Source organism: uncultured Roseibium sp., assembly GCF_963675095.2.
GTDB lineage: Bacteria > Pseudomonadota > Alphaproteobacteria > Rhizobiales > Stappiaceae > Roseibium.
This window is the reverse complement of the sequence record NZ_CAXXSJ010000002.1, coordinates 181,725-203,814: the sequence shown is the minus strand read 5'-3', so window position 1 is coordinate 203,814 and position 22,090 is coordinate 181,725. Positions and strand designations below refer to the sequence as shown.

Sequence of the window (22,090 nt, the reverse complement as noted above, 5' to 3'; positions counted from 1 at the left end):
CGCGCATCGCCAGCGGGCTGGGCCTCGGTCTTTCGATCGTCGACCGCATCTCGCGCGTGCTGGACCTGACCATCGAGATGAAGTCGCAGCAGAACAGGGGCACGATGTTCTCGGTGCGCATCCCGCGCTCGCAAGCCGAACTGACCGTCAAGCCGGCCCGCGCCGCCCGCGCTGCGGCCTCGCGCCAGGTGCTCGCCGGCATGGTCGTCGCCTGCATCGACAACGAGGAGACGATCCTGTCCGGCATGCGCGTGCTGCTGGAGGGATGGGGCGCCAAGGTTGTCGCCGCGCCGACGCAGAAGAGCCTGCTGAAGGAAATCTCCAAGGCCGGCGCGGTCCCCGACGTGATCATTGCCGACTACCATCTCGATGACGGCCATAACGGGCTCGACGTGATCGCCGCGGTGCGGTCGCGGCTCGCGCCGCACATGTTCGCGATCCTCGCGACGGCCGACCGCTCTGCGCCGCTGCGCGCGGCGGCCGCCAATGCGGAGATCCATATCCTCAACAAGCCGCTCAAGCCGGCGGCGCTCAGGGCGCTTCTCTCGAATGTGTCGCAGGAGCGCGCAGCCGCCGAATAGGGCATCGAAGCCGGCGGAAGCTCTTTTCCTAGGCCAGATGAAACCGCAACGGCTTTGTATCCTGCCTGACGACCCGGCCCTTTGCTTCTAGGTTCAGTTGGGCCGCCTTCAACCACCAGCCCGCTTTTGCACCGCCTGGAAACAGGTCCTGAGGCAACAGGGGAAGAAGCCGCTGCTTGGCTTCCGCCGAGGTGATTCCCGGCGCCGCCTTCGGCAGGACCGACAGATAGGCCGTCTCCATCGCGAGATACTTCGCCTTGTCGACGCGGGTGACCCGGCCGGGCGACGTGATGTTCTCGATCTCGATCTTTTCGGACTCAGACATCTGCAATCCTCGAATGCGAGCGCCGGCGCTCAGTCTTCGTCGGCGTCGTCGCGCAGCATGTCGGAGCCGATCTTCGACAGGAGGATGACCGCCTGGGTGCGGCTGTCGACGTTCAGCTTCTGAAGGACCGCCGAGACATGCGCCTTGATGGTCGCTTCCGAGACGCCGAGCTCGTAGGCGATCTGCTTGTTCAACAGCCCCTCGCCCAGCATGCCGAGCACGCGCGCCTGTTGCGGCGTCAGCGTACGGATGCGGCGGATCAGATCCTCGATTTCCGGATCGTGTTCGGAGCCGAGATTCATGCCCTCGGGCAGCGCGATTTCGCCGGCCAGCACGTCAGCGACGCCCTGCCGGATCACGTCGGTGCGCGCGGATTTGGAGATGAAGCCCGATGCGCCGAGATCGATCGAGCGGCGGACGGTGGAGACATCGTCGGTGCCCGAGATAACGACTACTGGCACTGCCGGATAGGTGGCGCGCACGGAAACCAGGGCAGAGAGGCCGCTCGAACCGGGCATGGAGAGATCGAGCAGGACCAGATCGGTGTCGGGATTGTCGTTGAGGGCCGCCATGGCGGAGCCGAAATCCTCGGCCTCGCTGATCACCGGCGGCGCGAGGTCGTCACCCATCGGTATGTTGATGGCAGACTTGATTGCGTCCCTGAACAAGGGATGATCGTCCGCAACCAGAATATGTACCGCCATTTCATGCTCCCCCGAATCGTCCGAAATCCTCCAGCCGATCTAAACCGATTATGACGGCGGCAGGACATGTGCTGTCAAGGCAATGGCCGCCATCTCGGGCAAGGAGAGACGAAATTTCGGCCAAACGGGGCGGGAAAAGTTCAGGAAAGCCTGTATAGGTGCCGCATCTGCTTCTTCCGCCGACGGAGACAACTGCATGACCGAGTTTGCCGATCCGAAATGGCCGGGGGCGGCGGTTTTCTCCGAGGACAGCATCCCGGAAGAGGCGCGCGCGCTCAACGCCCGCATCGTCGATACACTGTCCGCCGTTCCCGACCGCCGGGCAACGCCGCCGGCAGTGGCGCGCATGCGGCGGGCGGCCGGACAAAGCATTTTTCCGCTCTGCGCGCCTGATCCCGACGCCGAAATATTCCTCGCCGCCGGACCCGGCGGGCACGATATCCCGCTTCGCGTCCTGCGACCCCGCAACCGCCCCGCGCGCGGTACCTATCTGCATATCCATGGCGGCGGCTGGGTCATGGGTTCGCCATCCGAAAACGACGGGAGGCTGAGGCGGATCGCCGAGAATACCGGGCTGGTCACGGTCTCGGTCGACTACAGGCTGGCGCCGGAACACCCTTATCCCGAACCGGCGGACGATTGCGAGGCGGCGGCGCTCTGGCTGCTGACGGATAGCGGTCACGGCCTGCCGCACGAATTCCTCGCAATCGGCGGGGAATCGGCGGGCGGACATCTTGCCGCGGTGACGCTTCTGCGGCTGCGCGACCGGCACGGGTTGTGGCCTTTCCACGCGGCCAACCTCGTTGCCGGCTGCTACGATCTCGGCGGCACGCCGAGCGTGCGGAACTGGGGCGAAGAACCGCTCGTTCTCGCCACGGCAGACGTCATCCACAGCACGGGGCTTCTCCTCGGGGACGCGCCTGACCGGCGGCACCCGGATATCTCGCCGCTCTATGCGAAGCTCGACCGCATGCCACCGGCCCTCTTCACCTGCGGCACGAAGGATTTGCTGATCGACGACACGATGATGATGGCGCAGCGCTGGCACGCCGCCGGAAACGGCGTCGAACTCGCGATCTATCCGGGCGGCTGCCACGTCTTCCAGTGCTGGCCCACGGCGCAGGCCGAAGCGAGCCTTGCGCAGATGGATGCTTTCCTGAACAGCAGGATCGACGCGGTCACGACCAGGCGGGAAGCGCGGTAAGCAACCGGTGCAGCGTTTCGATTGTCGAGGCATCCGCGACGCCGTCGACGCGGGCGGGGCGGAAATGGCGCTGGAACGCCGCGATCACCGCAGCGGTGTTTTCGTCGAAGACGCCGGTGATGGCTGCATTGTAGCCATACATCGCCAGCATGGATTGCAGCGCCTCGACCGGCTGGCCGGAATCGCCGGTCGAGAAGAACCGTCCGCCGCCAATCTGCACCGGCTCCACCCAGTGACCGACACCGACGGCGGCGAGCCGGTCCCACGGGAACAATTCGCCCGGATCGCGCTTGCGGCCCGGAGCCACATCGGAATGCGCCAGTACCCGCTCCGGCGGGATCGTGTTGCGGGCGAGGATGTCGTGGGACAGCAAGATCACCGCTTCGACCTGCCTGTCGGGAAAGGCCGGAAGCCCGAATTCGTGGCCGCCATTGACGATCTCGATGCCGACGGAGCGGGAATTGATGTCGGTCTCGCCCTTCCAGTGGCTGCGGCCGGCATGCCACGCCCGAAGCGCTTCCGGCACCATCTGGACCACGCGCCCGTCCTCATGGACGATGTAGTGACAGGAAACTTCGCTTTGCGGATCGCAGAGCCAGTCCTCGGCGCCCTGCCCCGTCTCCATGCCGGTATAATGCAGTAGCAGGATATCGACCGGCCCGACACCCTTGCGCTCGTTGATATTGGGCGAAGGGCGGACTGTGGCATCGACATAATCCGGCGCGAAGGGCGCGTCGTTCATGCGCGTTTGAGCTCCGGCTCCAGGACTTCCCACGCATCGTTGATGGCCGCGATGCGGTCATTGGCGATCTTGAGGAACTCCTCCGGCAGGCCGCGCGCCACAAGCTGGTCGGGATGGTTCTCGCGTACCAGCTGCAAATAACGCCGCCGCGCCTCGGCATGGCCGACGCCGGGCTCCAGACCCAGAATGCGCCAGGGATCGCGATGGCCCTTGTCGACATGACGGGCGACGACGCGCTCGAACGCGGTGCCCGAGATGCCGAAAATGCCGGCGACTTCGGTGAGGAAATCCAGTTCCTTGGAGTGGATGACGCCGTCCGCCTTGGCGATGTGGAAGAGGCCGTCGAGGACGTCGATCAAGAGCGGACAGTCCGGCGAACCGGTGCCACAAAGCGAGGCGACCTGTTCGGCATAGGCGCGGTAGCCGGCAACATCCTGCTTGGCGAGGTTGTAAAGGCCGGCGACGCGTCTCGCGTCATCGGCGGGGATTTCGAAGATTTCACGGAAGGCGTCGACCTCCGAATTGGTGACGACGCCGTCGGCCTTCGCCATCTTCGCGGACAGCGCGATCATGGCGATGGAAAAGGCGACTCGGCGACGGGTCGCCGGATCGCCGGCAAAGGCCGTGCGCACGGTTTCCACCAGCCCGGACAGCGCGGTGGTCGCCTTTGTGGAGACGAAATCGGAGATTCGGACCCAGATCGACATGGTTTCTCATAGCCGATGGGCGATGGCGATGTAAGGGCGTTTGCGCCGACAGAGTGTCGCCTGGAAACGCAAAAACGCCCGGGTTTCGGACCCGGGCGTTTCTCAAACAAACAGCCTTGTTGTTATTCAGTCGTGCTGGCCGTCGTTTCGTCTGTTACCGACGCGCCGGCGGATGCCTGTGCGCTGGCGTCGATCGCCATCTCGACATCGCTGAGCGAAGCGAGCGCGGCTTCGAAATTGCCCTCGATGACCTGGTTGCGGGTCTCGTCGACGGCCTGCTGCGCTTCGGCCGGACCGTCGAGATTGTCGATCGCGCGCTCGACCTCGATCAGGGCCTGGACGGCAGCCGATTCGGACTGGCTCTGGATGGCGTCGCGAGCGTCCGCCACGGCCTGTTTGGCTTCCTCGACATCGGCGGTCGAAGAGGCGTCGGCAGTCGCGGTCATATCGCCCGACGTCATCGTGTCACTGCCGGTCTCGGCGCCGGCCTGCATCTGCGTGTCGCCGCCGGACATGGTCTCGTCGGTCATGCCGTTGTCGGCAGTGGTTTCCTGCTCATCGACGGTCGGAACGGTGGTGTCGACTTCGGCAGTCTGTTCGACGGCGGTCGGATTGCCTTCGGTGTTTTCGGCGGTCTCGTCGCTGCAGGCGGCAAGCGTGGCCAGAGCGGCGACGGAAACGGTGGAGAGAAGCAGTTTACGCATTTTTTCATACCTCGCTGTTTTGTCGTTATCGCCTAGCCAACGGCAGTCGGGCACATGCGTTCCTGCGACGGTTTCAAAGAATTTCACGGGCTGTAACAAACGGCCGGCAGCAATCGGTCCGGGGCAAGGGTTGCCCGTTCCGTCAATCTCCTCCACAAAACCGCGAGCACAACAGGAGCGACGAATGAGCGACAGGTGGGATTTCTGGATCGACCGCGGCGGCACCTTTACCGATGTCCTCGGCGTGGACCCGGCCGGCACCATCCATCCCTACAAGCTGCTCTCCGAAAATCCGGAAGCCTATCGCGACGCCGCCGTGCAGGGCATTCGCGACCTGCTCGGTGTTCCGAAAGGCCAGCCGGTGCCGGCGGTCCGGATCGGCACGGTGCGCATGGGAACGACCGTCGCCACCAATGCGCTGCTGGAACGCAAAGGCGACCGCACGCTGCTGCTGATCACCAAGGGATTTCGCGATGCGCTGCGCATCGCCTACCAGGCGCGGCCCGACATCTTCGCCAAGGATATCATCCTGCCCGAACAGCTCTATGAGCGGGTGATCGAGGTGCCGGAACGCGTGCTGGCCGACGGAACGGTCGAGACGCCGGTGGACCTCGCCTCCGTCGAGATCGCCGTCAGAACGGCCTATGACGAAGGCATCAACGCCGTCGCCATCGCCTTCATGCATGCCTGGGCGCATCCGGCGCACGAATTGGCGGCGGAGGAGATGGTGGAATTGATGGGGTTCTCGCAGATCTCCGTCAGCCACAAGGTGTCGCCGCTGGCCAAGCTGGTCGGGCGCGGCGACACGACGGTGGTCGACGCCTATCTGTCGCCGATCCTCAGGCGCTATGTCGATCAGGTGGCGAGCGAGCTTGGCGTGTCCGACCATCCCGGCGGCACGCGGTTGCAATTCATGATGTCGTCAGGCGGGCTGACGGCGGCCGACCTGTTCCAGGGGAAAGATGCGATCCTGTCCGGTCCGGCCGGCGGCGTGGTCGGCATGGTGGAGACGGCGAAGGCCGAGGGTTACCATGACGTGATCGGCTTCGACATGGGCGGCACGTCCACGGATGTCGCGCATTATGCGGGAAGCTATGAGCGCGCCTTCGACACCGAGGTGGCGGGCGTGCGCATCCGCGCGCCGATGATGCGGATCCACACGGTGGCCGCGGGCGGCGGCTCGATCCTGCATTACGAGGCCGGGCGCTTTCAGGTCGGCCCGGATTCGGCGGGCGCCAATCCCGGCCCCGCCGCCTACAGGCGCGGCGGGCCGCTGACGGTCACCGACGCGAATGTGATGACCGGCAAGCTGGACCCGATGCACTTCCCCGCGATCTTCGGACCGGAACAGAACGAACGCCTCGACGCCGAGACCGTGCGCGAACGGTTCCGGACGCTGGCGCAAAAGGTCGGCGACGGGCGGACGCCGGAGGAAGTCGCGGAAGGGTTCATCACCATCGCGGTCGAAAACATGGCCAACGCGATCAAGAAGATCTCGGTGCAGCGCGGCTATGATGTGACCGGCTATGCGCTGAACTGTTTCGGCGGTGCCGGTGGCCAGCATGCCTGCCTCGTCGCCGATGCGCTCGGCATGAAGGCGGTGCTGATCCACCCCTATTCCGGCCTGCTGTCGGCCTATGGGATCGGGCTGTCGAAGACCTATGCCTCGCGCCAGCATGCGCTGGTCGAACCGCTGGAGGAAAACAGCCGGGCGGCGATCGACGGGCTGATCGGGGACTTGACGGCAGATGCGAGCGGCGAACTGGAGGCGCAGGGCATCGCCACCGACGCCATCGAGACGCAGCCGGTCCTGCATCTGCGCTATTCCGGCACGGATACGACCATCGAGGTGCCCTATGACGGCAAGGACCTCGACAAGGCGGCGAAGGATTTCGAGGCGGCGCATATGGCGCAGTTCGGCTTCACCGACCCGTCGCGCGGGCTGATCGTCGAGGCGGTCGGCATCGAGGCATCCGAGGCGGTGCCGGAACACGCCGAGGCAGAGGCCGATACGCCGCCGGAGGCGCGCGAGCGCGAGGCCGGGTACGGGCAGAAAGCCTTCATGGGCGGCGCCTGGCGGGATGCGAGCCTGTTCCTTCGCACGGCCGACGCCGACGATCCGCTGGTTCCCGGCGATCGGGTGAAGGGCCCTGCCATCATCGTCGAGGACAACCAGACCATCGTGGTCGAGCCGGGCTGGCAGGCGGAAGTGACCGGCAACAACCAGTTGCTGCTGACGCGCTTCGAGGCGAAGGACCGCGTCGCGCCAATCGGCACGCAGGCCGATCCGGTCATGCTGGAAGTGTTCAACAACCTGTTCATGTCGATCGCCGAGCAGATGGGCGTGACGCTGCAGAACACCGCCTCGTCGGTGAACATCAAGGAACGGCTCGATTTCTCCTGCGCGGTGTTCGACCACACCGGCGCGCTGGTCGCCAATGCGCCGCACATGCCTGTGCATCTGGGTTCGATGGACCGTTCCGTGGAAGCGATCATCCGTCAGAACCCTCAGATGAAGCCGGGCGACGTCTATGCGCTGAACGCGCCTTACAATGGCGGCACGCACCTGCCGGACATCACGGTGGTGACGCCGGTCTTCGCCTCGCCCTCGCCCTTCGAGGCGCCTCCTGTCGGCGGCGCACCTCAGGATGAGGGCGAAGGTTTGCCTCATTCTGGGGTGCGAGCGGGGCGAGCCTCGAAGGACGAGGAAAACCGCATCCTGTTCTTCGTCGCGTCGCGCGGTCACCATGCCGATATCGGCGGCATGGCCCCGGGCTCGGCGACGCCGCGGGCGACCCATGTCGACGAGGAAGGCGTGCTGATCGACAATTTCAAGCTGGTCGAGGACGGGCGGCTGCGCGGCGAGGCCTTCATCAAGCTGCTGACCGACCACCCATGGCCGGCGCGCAATCCGGAACAGAACCTCGCCGACATGCGCGCCCAGATCGCCGCCAATGAAAAGGGCGTTGCCGAGCTTCGCAGGATGGTCGCCCATTTCACCCTGCCCGTCGTGCAGGCTTACATGAACCACGTGCAGGACAATGCCGAGGAAAGCGTACGCCGGGTGATCGACGCGCTGGCCGATTGCGAGGCGGAATATCCGACCGACAACGGGCAGACGATCAAGGTGAAGATCACCGTCGACAAGGAAAAGCGCGAGGCGACGGTCGACTTCGCCGGCACGTCGCCGATGGAAAAGAACAATTTCAACGCGCCGGAGCCGGTGGCCCGCGCCGCCACGCTCTATGTGTTCCGTCTGATGGTCGAGGGCAATATCCCCATGAATGCGGGATGCCTGCGGCCGCTCAACATCGTCATCCCGGATGGCTGCATGCTGAAGCCGAGCTACCCGGCCGCCGTCGTCGCCGGCAACACCGAGACGAGCCAGCATGTGACGAACTGCCTGCTCTATGCGCTCGATGCCCTGGCGAATGCGCAGGGCACGATGAACAACCTCACCTATGGCAATGCGCGTTACCAGAATTACGAGACGATCTGTTCAGGCTCACCGGCGGGCAGGATGAATTCGGGCCGCGGTTTCGCAGGCGCGTCGGGCGTGCATACGCATATGACGAATACGCGCATGACCGACCCGGAAATCCTCGAGATGCGCTACCCGATCGTGGTCGAGGAATTCTCGATCCGGAAAGGCTCCGGCGGGGGCGGCAAGTTCCATGGCGGAGACGGAACGCGGCGGGTGCTGCGGTTCCGCGAAGACATGGAATGCGCGATCCTGTCGTCACACCGCATCAACCCGCCGAAGGGTCTCGACGGCGGCGGTGACGGAGAATGCGGCAAGACGGAAATCCGCCGACTGGACGGGAGGCTGGAACAGTTGAAGCACTGCGATCAGACGAGCGTGAAGGCCGGCGAGGCGGTTATCGTGACGACGCCGACGCCGGGAGGGTATCTGCCGGAGTAGGAATCCACAGCCTTTGCCCTGATTCCGCCCATTTTGCCCTGAAAGAGCCCAAAAGGGCCGACAGGCTCACGAGACGGACAATTCCAGGTTCAGCGTATGCCGACTGCCAATCCCATTTTCAATCGCTTGCCCGCGATCGCCGCTGTGCTTTGCATGACGGGTCTCGCCGGATGCACGGCGAATGGCGTCGTCGATACGCTTTCGATCGCGCCGGCCGCCATGGCCGCGCCCTCGCTTGCCGAGGAGCAGGCGATGGATGTCGAAAAATTCAGCGAGATGGCCTATGCGGCGCCGGCCTCCTTTTCCGGGCCGAAGACCCGCCAGCCCATCGATTCCATGATCAGCCGTTATTCGCACGAATATGACGTGCCGGAGGCGCTGGTGCATCGCGTGGTCAAGCGCGAGAGCACCTACAATCCGCAGGCGCGCAATGGCGGCCATTACGGGCTGATGCAGATCAAGCCGGAGACCGCGCGCACAATGGGCTATCGCGGCGACGCGGCCGGGCTCTACGACGCCGAGACCAATCTCAAATATGGCGTCAAATATCTGCGGGGCGCATGGCTGCTGGCCGACGGCTCGCATGACCGCGCCGTGCAGCTCTATTCCGCCGGATATTACTACGTCGCGAAAAGCCGCGGCATGCTGGTCGAAACCGGCCTGCGCGCGCAATAGTCCTACTCCGCGCGATCCAGCGTATCGATCAGCGCCTGCACCAGAAAGGCCGGCTTGTAGTTCAGCCGGCTCGGCGTCAGGCCGAGGCGCACGACCACCAGATTTTCCGAGGGTACGATCGAAACCGACTGGCCGTCATGGCCGGACATGAAGAAGGCATCCTCTGGCAGATCCGGATTGTCGCCCGGCAGCCAGGCATTCGGCGCGCGGCGCCAGACATGGCCTCGGCCATATTCGCCACCGGACGCCGGATGCGGCTCGACCATCCAGTCGACGAAGCCGACCGGAAGCAGCGAGTGGCCGTTCCAGACGCCGCGCTGCAACAGGAACTGGCCCATCCGAGCCCAGTCACGCGCCGTCGCGTAGAGATAGGACGATCCGACAAAGGTGCCGCGCGCATCCGTCTCCAGCACGGCTGAGGTCATGCCGAGCGGCCCGAACAGGGCGTCGCGCGGGAAGGCGAGCGCTTCGGTCGGGCTGTCGAAGACATTTTCCCAGATCCGCGACAGCATCACGGTCGTTCCGGAGGAGTACTCGAACACCTCGCCGATTCCGCCTTGCGTTTCGGCGTCCAGCGGCATGGAGGCGGCGAAGCCGGCCATGTCGGGTTCGAGATAGAGCATGCGGGTGACGTCGGAGACGTCGCCATAGTCCTCGTTCCAGGTCAGGTCGCTTGCCATGCCGAGCATGTCGGCAACAGAAATCTTGCTCCGCTCGTCCGTCCAGTTGGCGAAGAGCCCGGTTTCCTCGACCGAGATGCGGCCTTCGCGCACCAGCCGGCCGATCAGCGCCGCGGTGACGGATTTGGTCATCGACCAGCCGAGCAGGCGCGTCTTCTCGTCGAAGCCCTCGCCATAACGTTCCCCGACGATGCGGCCGTCACGAACGACCACGACGGCGCGCATGCCCGGGCCGACCAGCGCCTCGTCATTGAGCACCGCATAGAGTTCGATGTCCTCAAGCGGCTCGACCGTTCCGCCCTCTGGCCAGACGCCGTCGCCCGGCGCGGCCACTTGCGAGGGCGGCGGCGCCGACTGGGCGCGAACCGCATCGAGATCGCCGTCCGGGACGGCCGCACAGCCCTGCCCCTCGCGATAGACCGACAGGCCGCCGCCGAAGACGCCCAGCAGGCCGGCGCGCACGACGCCGGCGGTCCGGTCGACGGACACATTCATCAGCCGCAGGAGCCAGTGGCCGGGCGCCTGGACATCGGTTTCGAGCGTCGCCTGCGGGTCGCGCTCGGCCAGGAAGACGTTGGAGCAGACGATTTTCGCCGAATATTGCGAGCCGACGCGGATCAGGTCCGGTGGCGCGAAATAGAGCCATCCGGCAAATCCGATAATGACGGCCGCCAGCAAAGCGACGACCCCCTTGACAATGCGCATGTCCTGCCACCCCGTTCTTCTTGTTGTTGGCCGGAGTAAGTCGCGCCGAGCCGCGTTCGTCAACCGGTTCCGTGCCGACCCGCGAAATGTCGCGGGGGCCGTCACGGAAGAACCATAATTGTTGCCTTGAAGCCATGACGGCACAGCCAATTTACGCTAGAAGAGCTTGGGGCAGAAAGGGGACGAATCGGTGCTTTCGCACTTGTGGCGCATTCTCGCAGTCGCCGCTGTACTGACCGTTTCGGGCTGCTCGCAGATTTCCTACGACTTCACCGATTCCGTTCTGCCGCTGGCTGCGCCCAAATTCTCCGACAACGATCCGGTCCACGCCTTCGAGGGTGGTGCGCCGCATGGCTATGCCGTGCATGGCATCGACGTGTCGAAATACCAGGGCGAGATCGACTGGCGCAAGGTCAAGCGCGGCGGCGTTGCCTTCGCCTATATCAAGGCGACCGAGGGCGGCGACCGCGTCGACGACGGCTACAAGAGCCACTGGCGCGGAGCCAAGGCCGCCGGCATTGCGCGCGGCGCCTATCATTTCTACTATTTCTGCCGTCCGGCGATCGAACAGGCCCGCTGGTTCATCAGACATGTTCCGAAGGAACGCGGCATGCTGCCGCCCGTTCTCGACATGGAATGGAACCACGCCTCGCCGAGCTGCAAGAAACGCCCCGCCCCTGCCGTCGTGCGCTCGGAGATGACAATCTTCCTCGACGCGCTGGAACGGCATTACGGCAAGCGGCCGGTAATCTACACGACGCCGGATTTCTACGAGCACAATATCGCCGGCCATTTCCGCGGCGAGACCTTCTGGCTGCGCACGGTCAAGGCGCATCCGCGCGTCACCTATCCGGGCCGCAACTGGTCGTTCTGGCAATATACGGGCACCGGCGTGGTGCCGGGCGTGGCGGGCGATACCGACATCAACGCATTTGCCGGCAGCGCATCCGAATGGCGGGACTGGATTTCCGCCAACAGCATCTGATTTCATCGACTTTCGCGAGGAGACGTCCACCATGAGAACCCATGCCGTGAAAACCCGTGCCATGAGAAACCATGCACGCCTCCTGCTGGCCGGGCTTGCGCTCCTGCTTCCGGCAAGCGGCGCGCTCGCGCAGGCGTCGTGCGGCGGCGATTTCGGCGCATGGCGCAACGCCGTGGTGGAGGAAGCGCGCGCGGCGGGGGTCGGACAGGCCGGCCTCAACGCCATCGCGTCCGCGCAGAACAATCCCGAGGTCTTGAAACGCGACCGGGCGCAGGGCGTCTTCACGCTGGATTTCGCCACGTTCGCGCGCCGGCTGATCTCGCAGAACCGGCTGGATGTCGGGGCCGCCAAGCTGAAGCAATATGCATCGACCTTCGACCGCGCACGCTCGGAATATGGCGTCGCGCCGGAGGTGATCACCGCATTCTGGGGGCTGGAGACCGATTTCGGCGGCTATCAGGGCGATTTCAACACGCTCAACTCGATCGCCACGCTGGCGCATGACTGCCGCCGCCCGGAACTGTTCCGGCCGCAGCTGATCGCGCTTGCCCGGCTGATCGATCTCGGCGTCGTGCCGCGCGACATCACCGGGGCATGGGCCGGCGAGATCGGCATGGTGCAGGTGCTGCCGGAAGACTACCTGACCAAGGGCCGCGACGGCGACGGCGACGGCGCCATCAAGCTCAAGACCTCGGCGCCTGACGCGATCATGACCGCCGCGAATTTTCTGCAGTCGCTCGGATGGCGGGCCAACGAGCCGTGGCTGATCGAGGTGCAGGTGCCGGCGGAAATGGAATGGTACGATACCGGCCTGCATGAAGCCCTGCCCGTTTCCGAATGGAAGGCGCGCGGCGTAACCGCGCGCAACGGCGATCTGCCCGACAACGCGGCGACGCATCTGCTGATCCCGATGGGACGCAAGGGGCCGGCCTTCCTCGCCTATCCGAATTTCAACGTGTTCCTCGAATGGAACCAGTCGCTGACCTATGTGCTGACGGCGGCCTATTTTTCCACCCGGCTCGGCGGCGCCCCGATCTTCACCGAAGGCAATCCGGAGCCCGGACTGAACCAGGCGCAAATGAAGCAGTTGCAGGCCAAGCTCAATGCGGACGGGTTCGATGTCGGCGAGATCGACGGCATTCTCGGCGCCGGCACGCGCGACGCGGTGCGCGAGGAACAGCGCCGCCTCGGCATGCCCGCCGATGCATGGCCGACGGCGACGCTTCTGAACGCGCTCTAGACCTTCCGGTATTCACGCCTGGACGGGCTGCAAACAGCGTCTTCCTGCGCTTCCGGTGCTCACGTACCTTATGTACGCTCCGCTCCGGTTCTCGAAAGACACTGTTTTCGCCACGTCCAAACGCGAATCTCGAAAGGCCAAGCTGACCAGCCTAAAGCTTGTCGAAGTCGTCCTTGCTGGTCGGGATCAGCATGACGGCGGTCGCCAGATAGGCGAAGCCGAAGGTGATGCCGAAGGTCAGGCCGAGCAGCGCCACGGCCGCCACCTTGTGGTCGGTGTGGCTGATCAATTCGCCCAGATTGCCGATGTTGAAATGTACCATCGCGGCGGCAATCAGCCAGCCGAGAACGATGCCGATAATGCTGTTGATCAGGACGAAACGAACGAGTTTCGGCATGGGAATTTTCCCGTGTTGATACAGCCGAGTCTATGCCCGTACGCGCGGCAGACAATGGGACAAGTTGAAGCGACCGGATTGGTTCCCTCGCGTCATGGCGTCGCAGTCAGCCGCGCCATCGCGTAGATGCCGAAGGCCGGCCCAAGCGCCATGATGGCGATGACCGGCGGCCAGCCCCACCATTCGGCGAGAACCGGGGTCGCCTGCACGGTGAAGAATGTCAGGGCAAATCCAAGCGCAGTTTGCAGCGTCATCAGGCTGCCGGCCTGGTGTGATGGCGCATTGTCGGCGACGAGCGCAGAGAACTGAGGCGAATCCGGACTGATCGAGGCACCCCAAAGGACAACGATCAGGAAGAAAAGCCAAACCGGTCCGCCGAAGGCGATGGCGGTGAACACGGCGCAAGCGCCGCTGACCACCATGGCGTAAAGCGCGACATCGGCCTTGCCGACGCGATCGGCAATTCGGCCGCCAATGACGCTCGTGACCGTTCCCGAAGCAATCGAGACAAAGGCCGTTACGGAGGCCAGTGTCGCGGCCCGTTCCTCCGGCATGTGGCGGGCGTAGGAGAGCGCCGCGATCACGGCGATCCAGGCCCACATGGAATAGAGTTCCCACATGTGGCCGAAATAGCCGGCATAGGCGAGCCGGATCTTGCGGTTGGTCCAGGCGGTGACGACAACGCTTGGATCGAAGCGCGCGGCGCGGGCATGATGCGGTCCGAGCGAGGCAAGTTGCCCGACCAATCCCGCAAAGATTGCGGCGATGGAAGCGATCAAGACGGTGAGACGCCAGTCTCCGCTGCCTGTCAGGGCAAACAGATGCGGCAAGGCGCTCCCCAGAATCAGCGCGCCGAGAAGCGTACCGACCAGGAAGCCGCGATCCTTCTCGCCCCAGCCGACCGCGATCTTCATGCCGACGGGATAGACGCCGGCAAGCATGGCACCTGTCATGAACCGGGCGGCAATGGCGGCCGTACTTCCCGGCACCGAGACCAGGAGCGTCAAGTTGATGACGCCGGCCGATACGGCCGCAATGCCCATGACCCGGCGAGGATCAAAGCGATCCGGCAGGCCGAGGACCGCAGAGACCAGCGCGCCCGCGACGAAGCCCAATTGCACGCCGCTCGACAGGGCCGCCTGCCGGAACGGCGTGATCTCGGTTTCCGCCATCATGCCAGGCAGGATCGCCGCGGACACGAACCAGAGCGAAAGGGCAAAGCACTCGACGACGAGCAGGATGCCGACCGAGGCCCACTTGCCGGCGGCCATGGGTCAGTCCGCCATCGTCTCGAGGCTGGCGAAGCCTTCGGGGGCGTCACCCGCATCGAAAGGCTGGTCGACCTCGACGAATGTGTCCGGATAGAAACCGTTGAATCGGGTCCTGAGCGCCATGGAATAGGCGCCGATATGGCCAATCTCGATCCAGTCGCCGGTGTCGACCGTCTCCGGCAGATAGAAGGGCCGGGTCAGGATATCGACGGAATCGCAGGTCGCGCCGCAGACCTTGAAGGGCACGATCTTCTCCGCATCGCCATTGCGACGGCGGATGGTCGGGTCGGGGATGAAGCGGGCCGGCAGGGTTATCTTGCCGGTCCAGCTGTCCGACAGGGACGCCCAGATGCCGTCATTGATATAGAGCCGCTTGCCCTTTCGCAGCAGCACGCGGACGATCAGCGAGAAGGCCCGGGCGACGATGACGCGGCCGGGCTCGGCGACGAGCGGCAGTTCGTCGAATTCCCAGTATTCCAGTGAGCTGCGCAAATTGGCCATCAGTTCTTCGAGCGGCGGCTGTCGCGGGGCGCGGCTCTTCGGATCGTGGCCATATTCGGCGGGAAAGCCGCCGCCGACATCGAGGCCGGCAAGCGGAACGGCGGCGCGGTTGCGCACCCAGTCGGCAGAGGCCAGCGCGCGCTCATAGGTGTCGGACTCCTCCACCTGGCTGCCGACATGGAAGCACAGGCCGGTCTTGAACCCGATGCCGTGCAGGCGCTGCAACAGTTCCACGGCGTGGCCAGGCGCGGCGCCGAATTTCTTCGACAGCTCATAGGCCGCGTGGCCCTTTGTAGCGAGGCGGACGAAGACCGTCATGGTCGTGTGGTCGATGTCGAGCGCCCGGGCGATGCGCAGGATCTTGGCGACCTCGTCCTCGTGATCGACGACGAGGACGCGGATGCCGTAATGTTCCAGGGCAAGACGGATGTCCGACTGCGCCTTGACCGGATGCATGTAGAGAAGCTCGGCATCGGGCGCGATGCTGCGGACGGTCTGGAACTCGGCGGGCGAAGCGACGTCGAAGACATCGATGCCTGCCTCGACCAGCGTGCGGATGACCATCGGCTCGCCATTGGTCTTGACCGCATAGGCGGTCGTGCCGGGGAACAACGCCTTGAAGTTCTTCGCATCCTCGCGCAGCACATGCGGGCGGAAGCAATAGACCGGCACGTCCGGCCGGAGTTTCAGGGCTGCGTCGCGCGCTGTGGCAAATCGTTCCATGAAAGACTTTCCGCGATTCTTCCGCCAGGCCGTGACTTGTGGTTAGAGCAGAGTACGCCAAACGGCGCAAAGGGGGGAAGCGTTGCAGTCGGTTTCGAAAATCATAGCGGATATCGCCGCCGGGCGCGACACACCGGCGGCAGCCGTGGCGCGCAGCCGCGCCAAGATTGGCGAGCGGGACGGCGACATACACGCCTTCGAGGCGCTGGCGCCCGAAGGTGCCCCGATTGCGAAGGAAGGACCGCTCGCCGGCATCGCCGTCGGCGTGAAGGACATTTTCGACACATACGACATGCCGACGCGCTACGGATCGCCGATCTATGAGGGTTTCCGGCCGCGCGCGGACGCGCCGATCGTCGCCATGGCAAGGGCGCGCGGCGCGCATATCGTCGGCAAGACGGTGACGACCGAACTCGCCTTCCTCGACCCCGCGAAAACCGTCAATCCGCACGATCCGGCGCATTCGCCGGGCGGCTCGTCATCGGGTTCGGCGGCGGCCGTCGCCGCAGGGATGATCCCGGCCGCCATCGGCACGCAGACCGGCGGTTCGGTGATTCGCCCCGCCGCCTTTTGCGGCATCGCCGGCTACAAGCCGAGTTTCCGCCTGTTTCCGACCGGCGGCATGAAGACATTTGCCTGGACGCTGGACACGACCGGCTTCTTTGCCGCGAGCGTCGCGGACGTGGCACTGTTCGCGGCGCTGCTCGGCCGGCGCGATCTTGCCGCCGATCCCGTCGCCACCCCTCCCCGAATCGGACTTTATCGCAGCGGGATCGACAGCGAAGCCTCGGTGGAGATGCGCGACGCCGTCACGCGGGCCGCGGAAATCGCCGAACGCGCGGGCGCGACGGTTTTCGAGGTCGCCGAACCCGACCAGATCCGGCGCGGCCGGGAGGTGCACGCGGCGGTCCAGGGCTATGAGGCGGCGATTTCGCTTGCGCATGACCTCGCCTTTCATGCCAACGAATTGAGCGACATCCTGCGCGAGACGCTGGAAGAAGGCCGTTCCATCCCGCCACATGTCTATGACGAGGCGCGACGCGCGGCGCGGCATGCGCGCAAGGCGGCAACAGGCCTGTTCGACGATATCGACGTGCTGCTGGCCCCGTCAGCCCCGGGCGCCGGGCCCTTGCGCAGCCTCGGAACGACGGGCTCGGCGTTGTTCAACAAGGCCTGGACGCTCACCGGAAACCCCTGCGTCAACGTGCCGGGGCTTGCCGACGCCGCCGGCATGCCGCTCGGTATCCAGCTCATCGGACGGTTCGGGCGGGACAAGCAGACTTTGCAGGCCGGGCACTGGCTCGAGGGCGAAATCGCCGCCCGATTGCAGCCATAGTCAGCTTATGCACACCCGCCAGGCCGGGTGCGGACGATTTTTTTCGGATCATTGCGCACTGCAAAAAGTCCAAACCTGACGCGTGCTTGAGCGGTCTTTCTCGCAAAACGAGTCAACGCGCTTCGCAATGCAGCATGAAATTCTCTTGTACCTTCGTCGGATGCGCTTAGATTCGGAAGCTGTAAAGCAAGGAGGCTTGCTATGGGACTGACACGTTCACTCAACTTCATGATGATTTGTGCCGCGTTCTTATTCTTAGGCGCCCTTGTTTTCGGAGTCCTGCCCTGACAGGGCTCGATGCGGTGTGAAGACCGCCCCCTGAAAACAATCAAGCAAAAGCCCGGGCCGCTGTCGGCGGCCCGGGCTCTTGCATTTCAACACCTTAACTCGCTCGGCGGCCTGCTGCTTCAGGCCGCGTGCAATTCGCGACGGGCCGCCTCCCCGGTCTCGCGAATGCCGATCAGGCGGCAGATCGCGAAGACAAGATCCGGACGATTCATCGTGTAGAAATGGAAATCGTCGACGCCGCGATCGACGAGATCGAAGACCTGCTCGGCCGCAACCGCGGCGGCGACCAGCGAATGCGTATGCGGGTCCTGATCGAGCCCGTCGAAACGGTCCGCCAGCCATGCGGGGATGCCGGTGCCGCATTTCGAGGCGAAATTGCGCACGGCGGAGAAATTGTGGATCGGTACGATGCCCGGAACGATGGGGATATAGATGCCGGCGCGGCGCACCCTTTCGACGTAACGCTCATAGGCGTCATTGTCGAAAAAGAACTGGGTAATGGCACGCGTCGCGCCATTGTCGACCTTGCGTTTGAGCATGTCGAGATCGGTGGCGAGATCGGCGCTCTCGGGATGGCGCTCCGGATAGGCGGCGACGGAGATGTCGAAATCGCCGAAGGCCTTCAGGCCGGCCACCAGATGCGCAGCATTCTGATAGCCGTCGGGATGCGGCTGGTAGCGGGTGCCGACGCCGCCGGACGGGTCGCCGCGCAGAGCAACGAAGCGGCGGATGCCGAGCGCCGCGAAATCGCGGACGACGGCGTCGATCTCGTCGCGGGTCGCGCCCACACAGGTGATATGGGCGGCAGCCGGCGTGTTGCCGGTGGCGAGCACCGTCTGCAGCGTCTTGCGGCTGGTGTCCTTGGTGGAACCCCCAGCACCATAGGTGACCGAGACGAATTCCGGCGATAGCGGGCTCAACCGGTTGATCGTATCGGTCAGCGTCGCTTCCATCTGCGGATTCTTCGGCGGAAAGAACTCGAAGGAAACGCGGATATCCTTTCCGGTTCCGGGGGCGCCTGCGATCCGTTTCACGGAATGTCTCATGCCACATACTCCAGGGGGGATTGAGTTGATTCGTCCTCGTCGGCGATCTCGATACGCGGGTCCTGCGCGACCCAGATCTTGACCGTGAGCTGATCGGCCGCGCTCTTGCCGGCGGCGAGCGCCCGCGACGAGCCCGGTTCCAGTTCGGCTTCCCGGAACCAGCCCTCAATGTCCGTATCGGCGAAGCCGAGGCGCTGATGCGCGTGCTCGTCGCGGAGGTAGTCGAGATGGTGCGGGGCGAAATCGACGATGACCAGCCGGCCGCCGGGGCGCAATGCGCGGGCCGCCTGGCGAACCGCCGCGGCCGGGTCATCGAGGTAATGCAGAACCTGGTGGATGATCACCAGATCGAAGCCGTTGCGGACAACAGGCAGATTGTAGACGTCGCCGAGGCGCACCTCGGCATTGCGCACGCCCGCCGCATCCAGATTGGCGCGGGCCACGTTGAGCATTTCGCGGTTGGCGTCGACGCCGATGCCGTATTGGTAGAGATCAGAGAAGAGTTCGAGCATGCGGCCGGTGCCGGTACCCAGATCGAGCATGTAGCGCACCGGCTTGTCGCCGACGAGCGCGATGAGTTCCTCCTCGACCAGCTTGTCGGCCACATGATGCGAGCGGATCTCGTCCCAGCTTGCCGCGTTTCTGGAAAAGTAGCTGGACGCCTTTTCGCGGCGTTTCTGCTTGACCTCCTCCAGCCGCTCGCTATCGCGGCGAATGGTCTCGTCGCTCTCGTCGATGCGGACGAGAAGTTCCTGCACGAGGACGTCGCTGGCCGCGTCGCGGCTGAGCCTGAACAGCGCCCAGGACCCTTCCTGCTGGCGCTTGATCAGACGGGCGTCGAGCATCAGCTTCAGATGGCGGGAAACGCGCGGCTGCGACTGACCAAGAATGCCGGTCAGTTCCGAAACGGTCAGGTCCGTTTCCGCAAGCAGCTTGAGGACACGCAGGCGCGTCGGCTCGGCTATTGTCTTGAGGACGTCGACAATCGTATCGAGATGGAAAGCGGGTGCGGTCATGCCTACTCCGGAAAAGATATAAAGATATGTTTATGTCATTTTTCCGCGCGATGCAAGTGACCTGATACGATTGACGCCGGAAACGAAAAGCCATGGCAACGAAACGGCAGACGGAAATCGCCAAGGCGCTCAGAAACCTGACGCCGATGATTCCGTTCAACGAAGCGGAGGATGTGAAGCGGCTCGCCGCGCAGCCGCACCTGCGCTCCCTGCCCCCACCGGTCTCGGTGTGGCTGTCGCTGGTCGCCCATATCCGCCACGTTCACACGGATTACGACGAGCTGATGGATGACGGCTACGACCGCGACGCGGCGCGCCATTTCGTCATGGACGACATCAATGCGGTGCTGGAGCGCTGGCAGGCGACACGCCTGCTCGACGGGACCGAGACGGACGCCAACCTGCCCGATCCCGTGGAGGGCGAGGACGGGGACGCTAGCCCGCCGGGTAGATCCACTGCTCCGGGAGCTGGACGCGGACGCTCTCGCCGGTCCTGATCGTGCCGGGCTTTTCGACCCAGGCCAACAGGCCGCGGCGGCGCTTGGCCGCGGGGACGAAAGAGAGCGCCAGTCCGGTATCTCCTTCCCTGCCGATATGACGCGCGATCGATGCGCCGGAAATCCGGCACGGGCCGTTCTGGAAATCGACCTTCAACGTCACCCCGCCCTCGAAGAAGAGGAGCGTTGCGGCCGGCAGCATGGAGAGCATCGGGATGCCGTCCAGCGTGATGTTGCCGCCGATCCATTCGGGCTCGATCGTATCGATGCCCATCTCGGCGGCGGCCTCGGCCAGTTCGGCGCGACTGAGGATCGTCACCTGGCGTTCGTTGCGCATCTCCGTGCCGCGCGGATACCACGGCTCGCGGCTGCCCGACTTGCGCAGCCAACCCGAATGGGTGTCGCCGGGAATGCCTTCGTATGTCAGCTCCAGCTCGTCCACCCGAGCGGTCACGAATTCTTTACCGAGAGCAGAAAACAACCCGCCGACAACGCCGGAAAGCTTGCGGGACGGCACAATCTCGGGAAAGCTCATGGCGATGTTCCGGTTTCGGCTGATTTCGAGGAGGAGGCCGGTGCCGGCCGATGTGCTTTTTGACACACAATGGCCGCCGATTACAGCGTAGATGAACGCGTTTTCGCTTTTCAATGAGGATTTTCATGACCGCTCAACGACTATTGATCTCATCCGCGGCCGCAAGCGCGCTGCTTCTATCCCTTGCCGCAGGCGCACATGCCGAAGTCAGCGCCGACGCCGTGATTGACGGGCTGAAGCGCCAGCTGTCGCTGCAAGGCATGGAATTGACTGCGGAATCGGCCGAGATGCGCGGAAACAATGTCGTCCTGTCCGGCGTCACGGTCTCGCCAACAGGGGCCGACGACAAATTCACGATAGACGAGATACTGCTTGAGGGCGTCGAGGAAGCGGGCAATGGCGCGTTCACCGTCAGCCGCGCCGGGATGCCCGCGTTCAGCAACGTAAAGGACGGCTATACCGTGGCCTTCGAGGGTGCTGTCCTCGAAGGCTGCTACATCGCCGGACCGGAAGAGACCGATCCGATCGCCAAGGGCGGCTTCTGCCGTAACTACGAAATCGGCGGCCTGACCATCGCCAAGAGCAGCACGCCGGTCTTTGAGCTCGAGGGCGTGTCCGTCGCGATGAGCCCCTACGAGGTCGGCGGGACCATGACCTACGACGTCAAGGTCAAGGACTTCACCATCGACTTCGCGCAGGTTGAAGATCCGAAGGCGAAGGCGACGATGGGCGAACTCGGCTACGAGACGCTGACCGGACGCGTCAACGTCACGGGCCAGTGGAACGCCGGCAATGGCGATGCCACGATGAGCCAGTCCATCATCCTCGATGACGCGGCGGCGCTGAATATCGACCTCGCAGTCGGCGGTTACACGCCCGAACTCATCGCTGCGATGCAGGAAATGAACAAGCAGATGCAGGACCAGAGCGACCAGGCCAAGGGGCTTGCGATGATGGGTCTGATGCAGCAGTTGCAGATCGGCAATATCTCGGTCGAACTGGACGACGATTCAGCGACCGGAAAGATCCTCGATTTCGTCGCCAAGCAGCAGGGCAGTACCCGCGAGGGCGTCGTCGCGATGGCCAAGGGCACCCTGCCCTTCGCGCTGGCGCAGTTGCAGAACCCGGATTTCGCCGCCTCCGCTTCGGCCGCCGTCGGCGCGTTTCTCGACAGCCCCGGTTCGCTGAAGATCGCCGCCTTGCCGGCGAATCCCGTGCCGGTCGCCCAGATCGTCGGCGCCGCGATGGCCGCGCCGCAGTCGATCATCGGCGTGTTGAACATCAAGGTCACCGCCAACGACTAGTC

General features: G+C 64.5%; 21 protein-coding genes. 9 read left to right on the top strand and 12 right to left on the bottom strand.

Annotated elements, in window-relative coordinates; genetic code table 11:
* Nucleotides 1-581 (top strand): hybrid sensor histidine kinase/response regulator (locus ABIN98_RS01290; protein WP_346906672.1); only part of this gene is annotated, 581 nt, incomplete at its 5' end.
* Between the two features lie 28 nt (nucleotides 582-609).
* Here ABIN98_RS01290 and ABIN98_RS01285 read toward each other — a convergent pair.
* Both ABIN98_RS01285 and ABIN98_RS01280 read right to left on the bottom strand, forming a co-directional pair.
* Nucleotides 610-906, bottom strand: coding sequence for a DUF6958 family protein (locus tag ABIN98_RS01285; RefSeq protein ID WP_346906670.1), 297 nt, complete (start codon nucleotides 904-906; stop codon nucleotides 610-612).
* Nucleotides 907-935: 29 nt separating this feature from the next.
* Complete coding sequence (locus ABIN98_RS01280; protein ID WP_346906668.1) at nucleotides 936-1,610, bottom strand: response regulator transcription factor; 675 nt, start codon at nucleotides 1,608-1,610, stop codon at nucleotides 936-938.
* A gap of 196 nt (nucleotides 1,611-1,806) precedes the next feature.
* Here ABIN98_RS01280 and ABIN98_RS01275 point away from each other — a divergent pair, with 196 nt between their 5' ends.
* The gene (locus tag ABIN98_RS01275) at nucleotides 1,807-2,814 is read left to right on the top strand and encodes an alpha/beta hydrolase (RefSeq protein WP_346906666.1); all 1,008 of its coding nucleotides are present in this window, start codon (nucleotides 1,807-1,809) and stop codon (nucleotides 2,812-2,814) included.
* On the opposite strand, the gene ABIN98_RS01270 is transcribed toward ABIN98_RS01275, so the two are convergent.
* The 3 genes from ABIN98_RS01270 to ABIN98_RS01260 form a co-directional block, all read right to left on the bottom strand.
* A complete protein-coding gene (locus ABIN98_RS01270) occupies nucleotides 2,789-3,556 on the bottom strand; it encodes an N-acetylmuramoyl-L-alanine amidase (RefSeq protein WP_346906664.1) in 768 nt (255 codons plus the stop codon). The two genes, ABIN98_RS01275 and ABIN98_RS01270, sit on opposite strands and share 26 nt — an antisense overlap.
* Nucleotides 3,553-4,263 carry a DnaJ family molecular chaperone gene (locus ABIN98_RS01265; protein ID WP_346906663.1) on the bottom strand — a complete coding sequence of 237 codons (711 nt, stop codon included), beginning with the start codon at nucleotides 4,261-4,263 and terminating at the stop codon, nucleotides 3,553-3,555. The genes ABIN98_RS01270 and ABIN98_RS01265 overlap by 4 nt, the downstream gene beginning before the upstream one ends.
* 122 nt (nucleotides 4,264-4,385) lie before the next feature.
* Complete coding sequence (locus ABIN98_RS01260; RefSeq protein ID WP_346906661.1) at nucleotides 4,386-4,967, bottom strand: hypothetical protein; 582 nt, start codon at nucleotides 4,965-4,967, stop codon at nucleotides 4,386-4,388.
* Nucleotides 4,968-5,151: 184 nt separating this feature from the next.
* On the opposite strand from ABIN98_RS01260, the gene ABIN98_RS01255 reads away from it, so the two are divergent.
* Both ABIN98_RS01255 and ABIN98_RS01250 read left to right on the top strand, forming a co-directional pair.
* Nucleotides 5,152-8,889: a hydantoinase B/oxoprolinase family protein gene (locus ABIN98_RS01255; RefSeq protein WP_346906659.1), complete on the top strand. Its 3,738-nt coding sequence runs from the start codon at nucleotides 5,152-5,154 to the stop codon at nucleotides 8,887-8,889.
* A 96-nt stretch (nucleotides 8,890-8,985) separates the two neighbouring features.
* Nucleotides 8,986-9,564 carry a lytic transglycosylase domain-containing protein gene (locus ABIN98_RS01250; RefSeq protein WP_346906657.1) on the top strand — a complete coding sequence of 193 codons (579 nt, stop codon included), beginning with the start codon at nucleotides 8,986-8,988 and terminating at the stop codon, nucleotides 9,562-9,564.
* 2 nt (nucleotides 9,565-9,566) lie between these two features.
* Here the strand turns inward: ABIN98_RS01250 and ABIN98_RS01245 are convergent, their stop codons facing one another.
* Nucleotides 9,567-10,949, bottom strand: a complete 1,383-nt coding sequence (locus ABIN98_RS01245; protein ID WP_346906655.1) for a serine hydrolase — start codon at nucleotides 10,947-10,949, stop codon at nucleotides 9,567-9,569.
* Nucleotides 10,950-11,139: 190 nt separating this feature from the next.
* Here ABIN98_RS01245 and ABIN98_RS01240 point away from each other — a divergent pair, with 190 nt between their 5' ends.
* Together ABIN98_RS01240 and ABIN98_RS01235 are read left to right on the top strand one after the other, a co-directional pair.
* Nucleotides 11,140-11,934 carry a GH25 family lysozyme gene (locus tag ABIN98_RS01240; protein ID WP_346906653.1) on the top strand — a complete coding sequence of 265 codons (795 nt, stop codon included), beginning with the start codon at nucleotides 11,140-11,142 and terminating at the stop codon, nucleotides 11,932-11,934.
* Nucleotides 11,935-11,965: 31 nt separating this feature from the next.
* Nucleotides 11,966-13,174 carry a lytic murein transglycosylase gene (locus ABIN98_RS01235; protein WP_346906651.1) on the top strand — a complete coding sequence of 403 codons (1,209 nt, stop codon included), beginning with the start codon at nucleotides 11,966-11,968 and terminating at the stop codon, nucleotides 13,172-13,174.
* A gap of 151 nt (nucleotides 13,175-13,325) precedes the next feature.
* Here the strand turns inward: ABIN98_RS01235 and ABIN98_RS01230 are convergent, their stop codons facing one another.
* The 3 genes from ABIN98_RS01230 to ABIN98_RS01220 form a co-directional block, all read right to left on the bottom strand.
* Entirely contained in the window at nucleotides 13,326-13,571 is a 246-nt protein-coding gene (locus ABIN98_RS01230; RefSeq protein ID WP_346906650.1) for a hypothetical protein, read from the bottom strand.
* A gap of 92 nt (nucleotides 13,572-13,663) precedes the next feature.
* Nucleotides 13,664-14,842 carry an MFS transporter gene (locus ABIN98_RS01225; RefSeq protein ID WP_346906648.1) on the bottom strand — a complete coding sequence of 393 codons (1,179 nt, stop codon included), beginning with the start codon at nucleotides 14,840-14,842 and terminating at the stop codon, nucleotides 13,664-13,666.
* Between the two features lie 3 nt (nucleotides 14,843-14,845).
* Entirely contained in the window at nucleotides 14,846-16,066 is a 1,221-nt protein-coding gene (locus tag ABIN98_RS01220; protein WP_346906646.1) for an alanine racemase, read from the bottom strand.
* A gap of 82 nt (nucleotides 16,067-16,148) precedes the next feature.
* Here ABIN98_RS01220 and ABIN98_RS01215 point away from each other — a divergent pair, with 82 nt between their 5' ends.
* Entirely contained in the window at nucleotides 16,149-17,402 is a 1,254-nt protein-coding gene (locus ABIN98_RS01215) for an amidase (protein ID WP_346906644.1), read from the top strand.
* Between the two features lie 407 nt (nucleotides 17,403-17,809).
* On the opposite strand, the gene metF is transcribed toward ABIN98_RS01215, so the two are convergent.
* Complete coding sequence (gene metF / locus ABIN98_RS01210; protein WP_346906642.1) at nucleotides 17,810-18,736, bottom strand: methylenetetrahydrofolate reductase [NAD(P)H]; 927 nt, start codon at nucleotides 18,734-18,736, stop codon at nucleotides 17,810-17,812.
* The gene (locus tag ABIN98_RS01205; protein WP_346906641.1) at nucleotides 18,733-19,752 is read right to left on the bottom strand and encodes a metalloregulator ArsR/SmtB family transcription factor; all 1,020 of its coding nucleotides are present in this window, start codon (nucleotides 19,750-19,752) and stop codon (nucleotides 18,733-18,735) included. The genes metF and ABIN98_RS01205 overlap by 4 nt, the downstream gene beginning before the upstream one ends.
* A gap of 92 nt (nucleotides 19,753-19,844) precedes the next feature.
* Here ABIN98_RS01205 and ABIN98_RS01200 point away from each other — a divergent pair, with 92 nt between their 5' ends.
* On the top strand, nucleotides 19,845-20,249 hold the full coding sequence (locus ABIN98_RS01200; RefSeq protein WP_346906640.1) for a DUF2293 domain-containing protein: 405 nt from the start codon (nucleotides 19,845-19,847) through the stop codon (nucleotides 20,247-20,249).
* Here ABIN98_RS01200 and ABIN98_RS01195 read toward each other — a convergent pair.
* Nucleotides 20,188-20,784: an MOSC domain-containing protein gene (locus ABIN98_RS01195; protein ID WP_346906639.1), complete on the bottom strand. Its 597-nt coding sequence runs from the start codon at nucleotides 20,782-20,784 to the stop codon at nucleotides 20,188-20,190. The two genes, ABIN98_RS01200 and ABIN98_RS01195, sit on opposite strands and share 62 nt — an antisense overlap.
* Before the next feature lie 125 nt (nucleotides 20,785-20,909).
* Between ABIN98_RS01195 and ABIN98_RS01190 the strand changes: the two genes are divergently transcribed.
* Nucleotides 20,910-22,088, top strand: a complete 1,179-nt coding sequence (locus ABIN98_RS01190) for a hypothetical protein (protein WP_346906638.1) — start codon at nucleotides 20,910-20,912, stop codon at nucleotides 22,086-22,088.
* Nucleotides 22,089-22,090: the final 2 nt, after the last annotated feature.

What these genes read in the sequence shown, in the direction of transcription:
- ABIN98_RS01285 (WP_346906670.1), bottom strand. Translation starts at nt 906, where the DNA reads ATGTCTGAGTCCGAAAAGATCGAGATCGAGAACATCACGTCGCCCGGC.
- ABIN98_RS01280 (WP_346906668.1), bottom strand. Translation starts at nt 1,610, where the DNA reads ATGGCGGTACATATTCTGGTTGCGGACGATCATCCCTTGTTCAGGGAC.
- ABIN98_RS01275 (WP_346906666.1), top strand. Translation starts at nt 1,807, where the DNA reads ATGACCGAGTTTGCCGATCCGAAATGGCCGGGGGCGGCGGTTTTCTCC.
- ABIN98_RS01270 (WP_346906664.1), bottom strand. Translation starts at nt 3,556, where the DNA reads ATGAACGACGCGCCCTTCGCGCCGGATTATGTCGATGCCACAGTCCGC.
- ABIN98_RS01265 (WP_346906663.1), bottom strand. Translation starts at nt 4,263, where the DNA reads ATGTCGATCTGGGTCCGAATCTCCGATTTCGTCTCCACAAAGGCGACC.
- ABIN98_RS01260 (WP_346906661.1), bottom strand. Translation starts at nt 4,967, where the DNA reads ATGCGTAAACTGCTTCTCTCCACCGTTTCCGTCGCCGCTCTGGCCACG.
- ABIN98_RS01255 (WP_346906659.1), top strand. Translation starts at nt 5,152, where the DNA reads ATGAGCGACAGGTGGGATTTCTGGATCGACCGCGGCGGCACCTTTACC.
- ABIN98_RS01250 (WP_346906657.1), top strand. Translation starts at nt 8,986, where the DNA reads ATGCCGACTGCCAATCCCATTTTCAATCGCTTGCCCGCGATCGCCGCT.
- ABIN98_RS01245 (WP_346906655.1), bottom strand. Translation starts at nt 10,949, where the DNA reads ATGCGCATTGTCAAGGGGGTCGTCGCTTTGCTGGCGGCCGTCATTATC.
- ABIN98_RS01235 (WP_346906651.1), top strand. Translation starts at nt 11,966, where the DNA reads ATGAGAACCCATGCCGTGAAAACCCGTGCCATGAGAAACCATGCACGC.
- ABIN98_RS01230 (WP_346906650.1), bottom strand. Translation starts at nt 13,571, where the DNA reads ATGCCGAAACTCGTTCGTTTCGTCCTGATCAACAGCATTATCGGCATC.
- ABIN98_RS01225 (WP_346906648.1), bottom strand. Translation starts at nt 14,842, where the DNA reads ATGGCCGCCGGCAAGTGGGCCTCGGTCGGCATCCTGCTCGTCGTCGAG.
- ABIN98_RS01220 (WP_346906646.1), bottom strand. Translation starts at nt 16,066, where the DNA reads ATGGAACGATTTGCCACAGCGCGCGACGCAGCCCTGAAACTCCGGCCG.
- metF (WP_346906642.1), bottom strand. Translation starts at nt 18,736, where the DNA reads ATGAGACATTCCGTGAAACGGATCGCAGGCGCCCCCGGAACCGGAAAG.
- ABIN98_RS01205 (WP_346906641.1), bottom strand. Translation starts at nt 19,752, where the DNA reads ATGACCGCACCCGCTTTCCATCTCGATACGATTGTCGACGTCCTCAAG.
- ABIN98_RS01200 (WP_346906640.1), top strand. Translation starts at nt 19,845, where the DNA reads ATGGCAACGAAACGGCAGACGGAAATCGCCAAGGCGCTCAGAAACCTG.
- ABIN98_RS01195 (WP_346906639.1), bottom strand. Translation starts at nt 20,784, where the DNA reads ATGAGCTTTCCCGAGATTGTGCCGTCCCGCAAGCTTTCCGGCGTTGTC.
- ABIN98_RS01190 (WP_346906638.1), top strand. Translation starts at nt 20,910, where the DNA reads ATGACCGCTCAACGACTATTGATCTCATCCGCGGCCGCAAGCGCGCTG.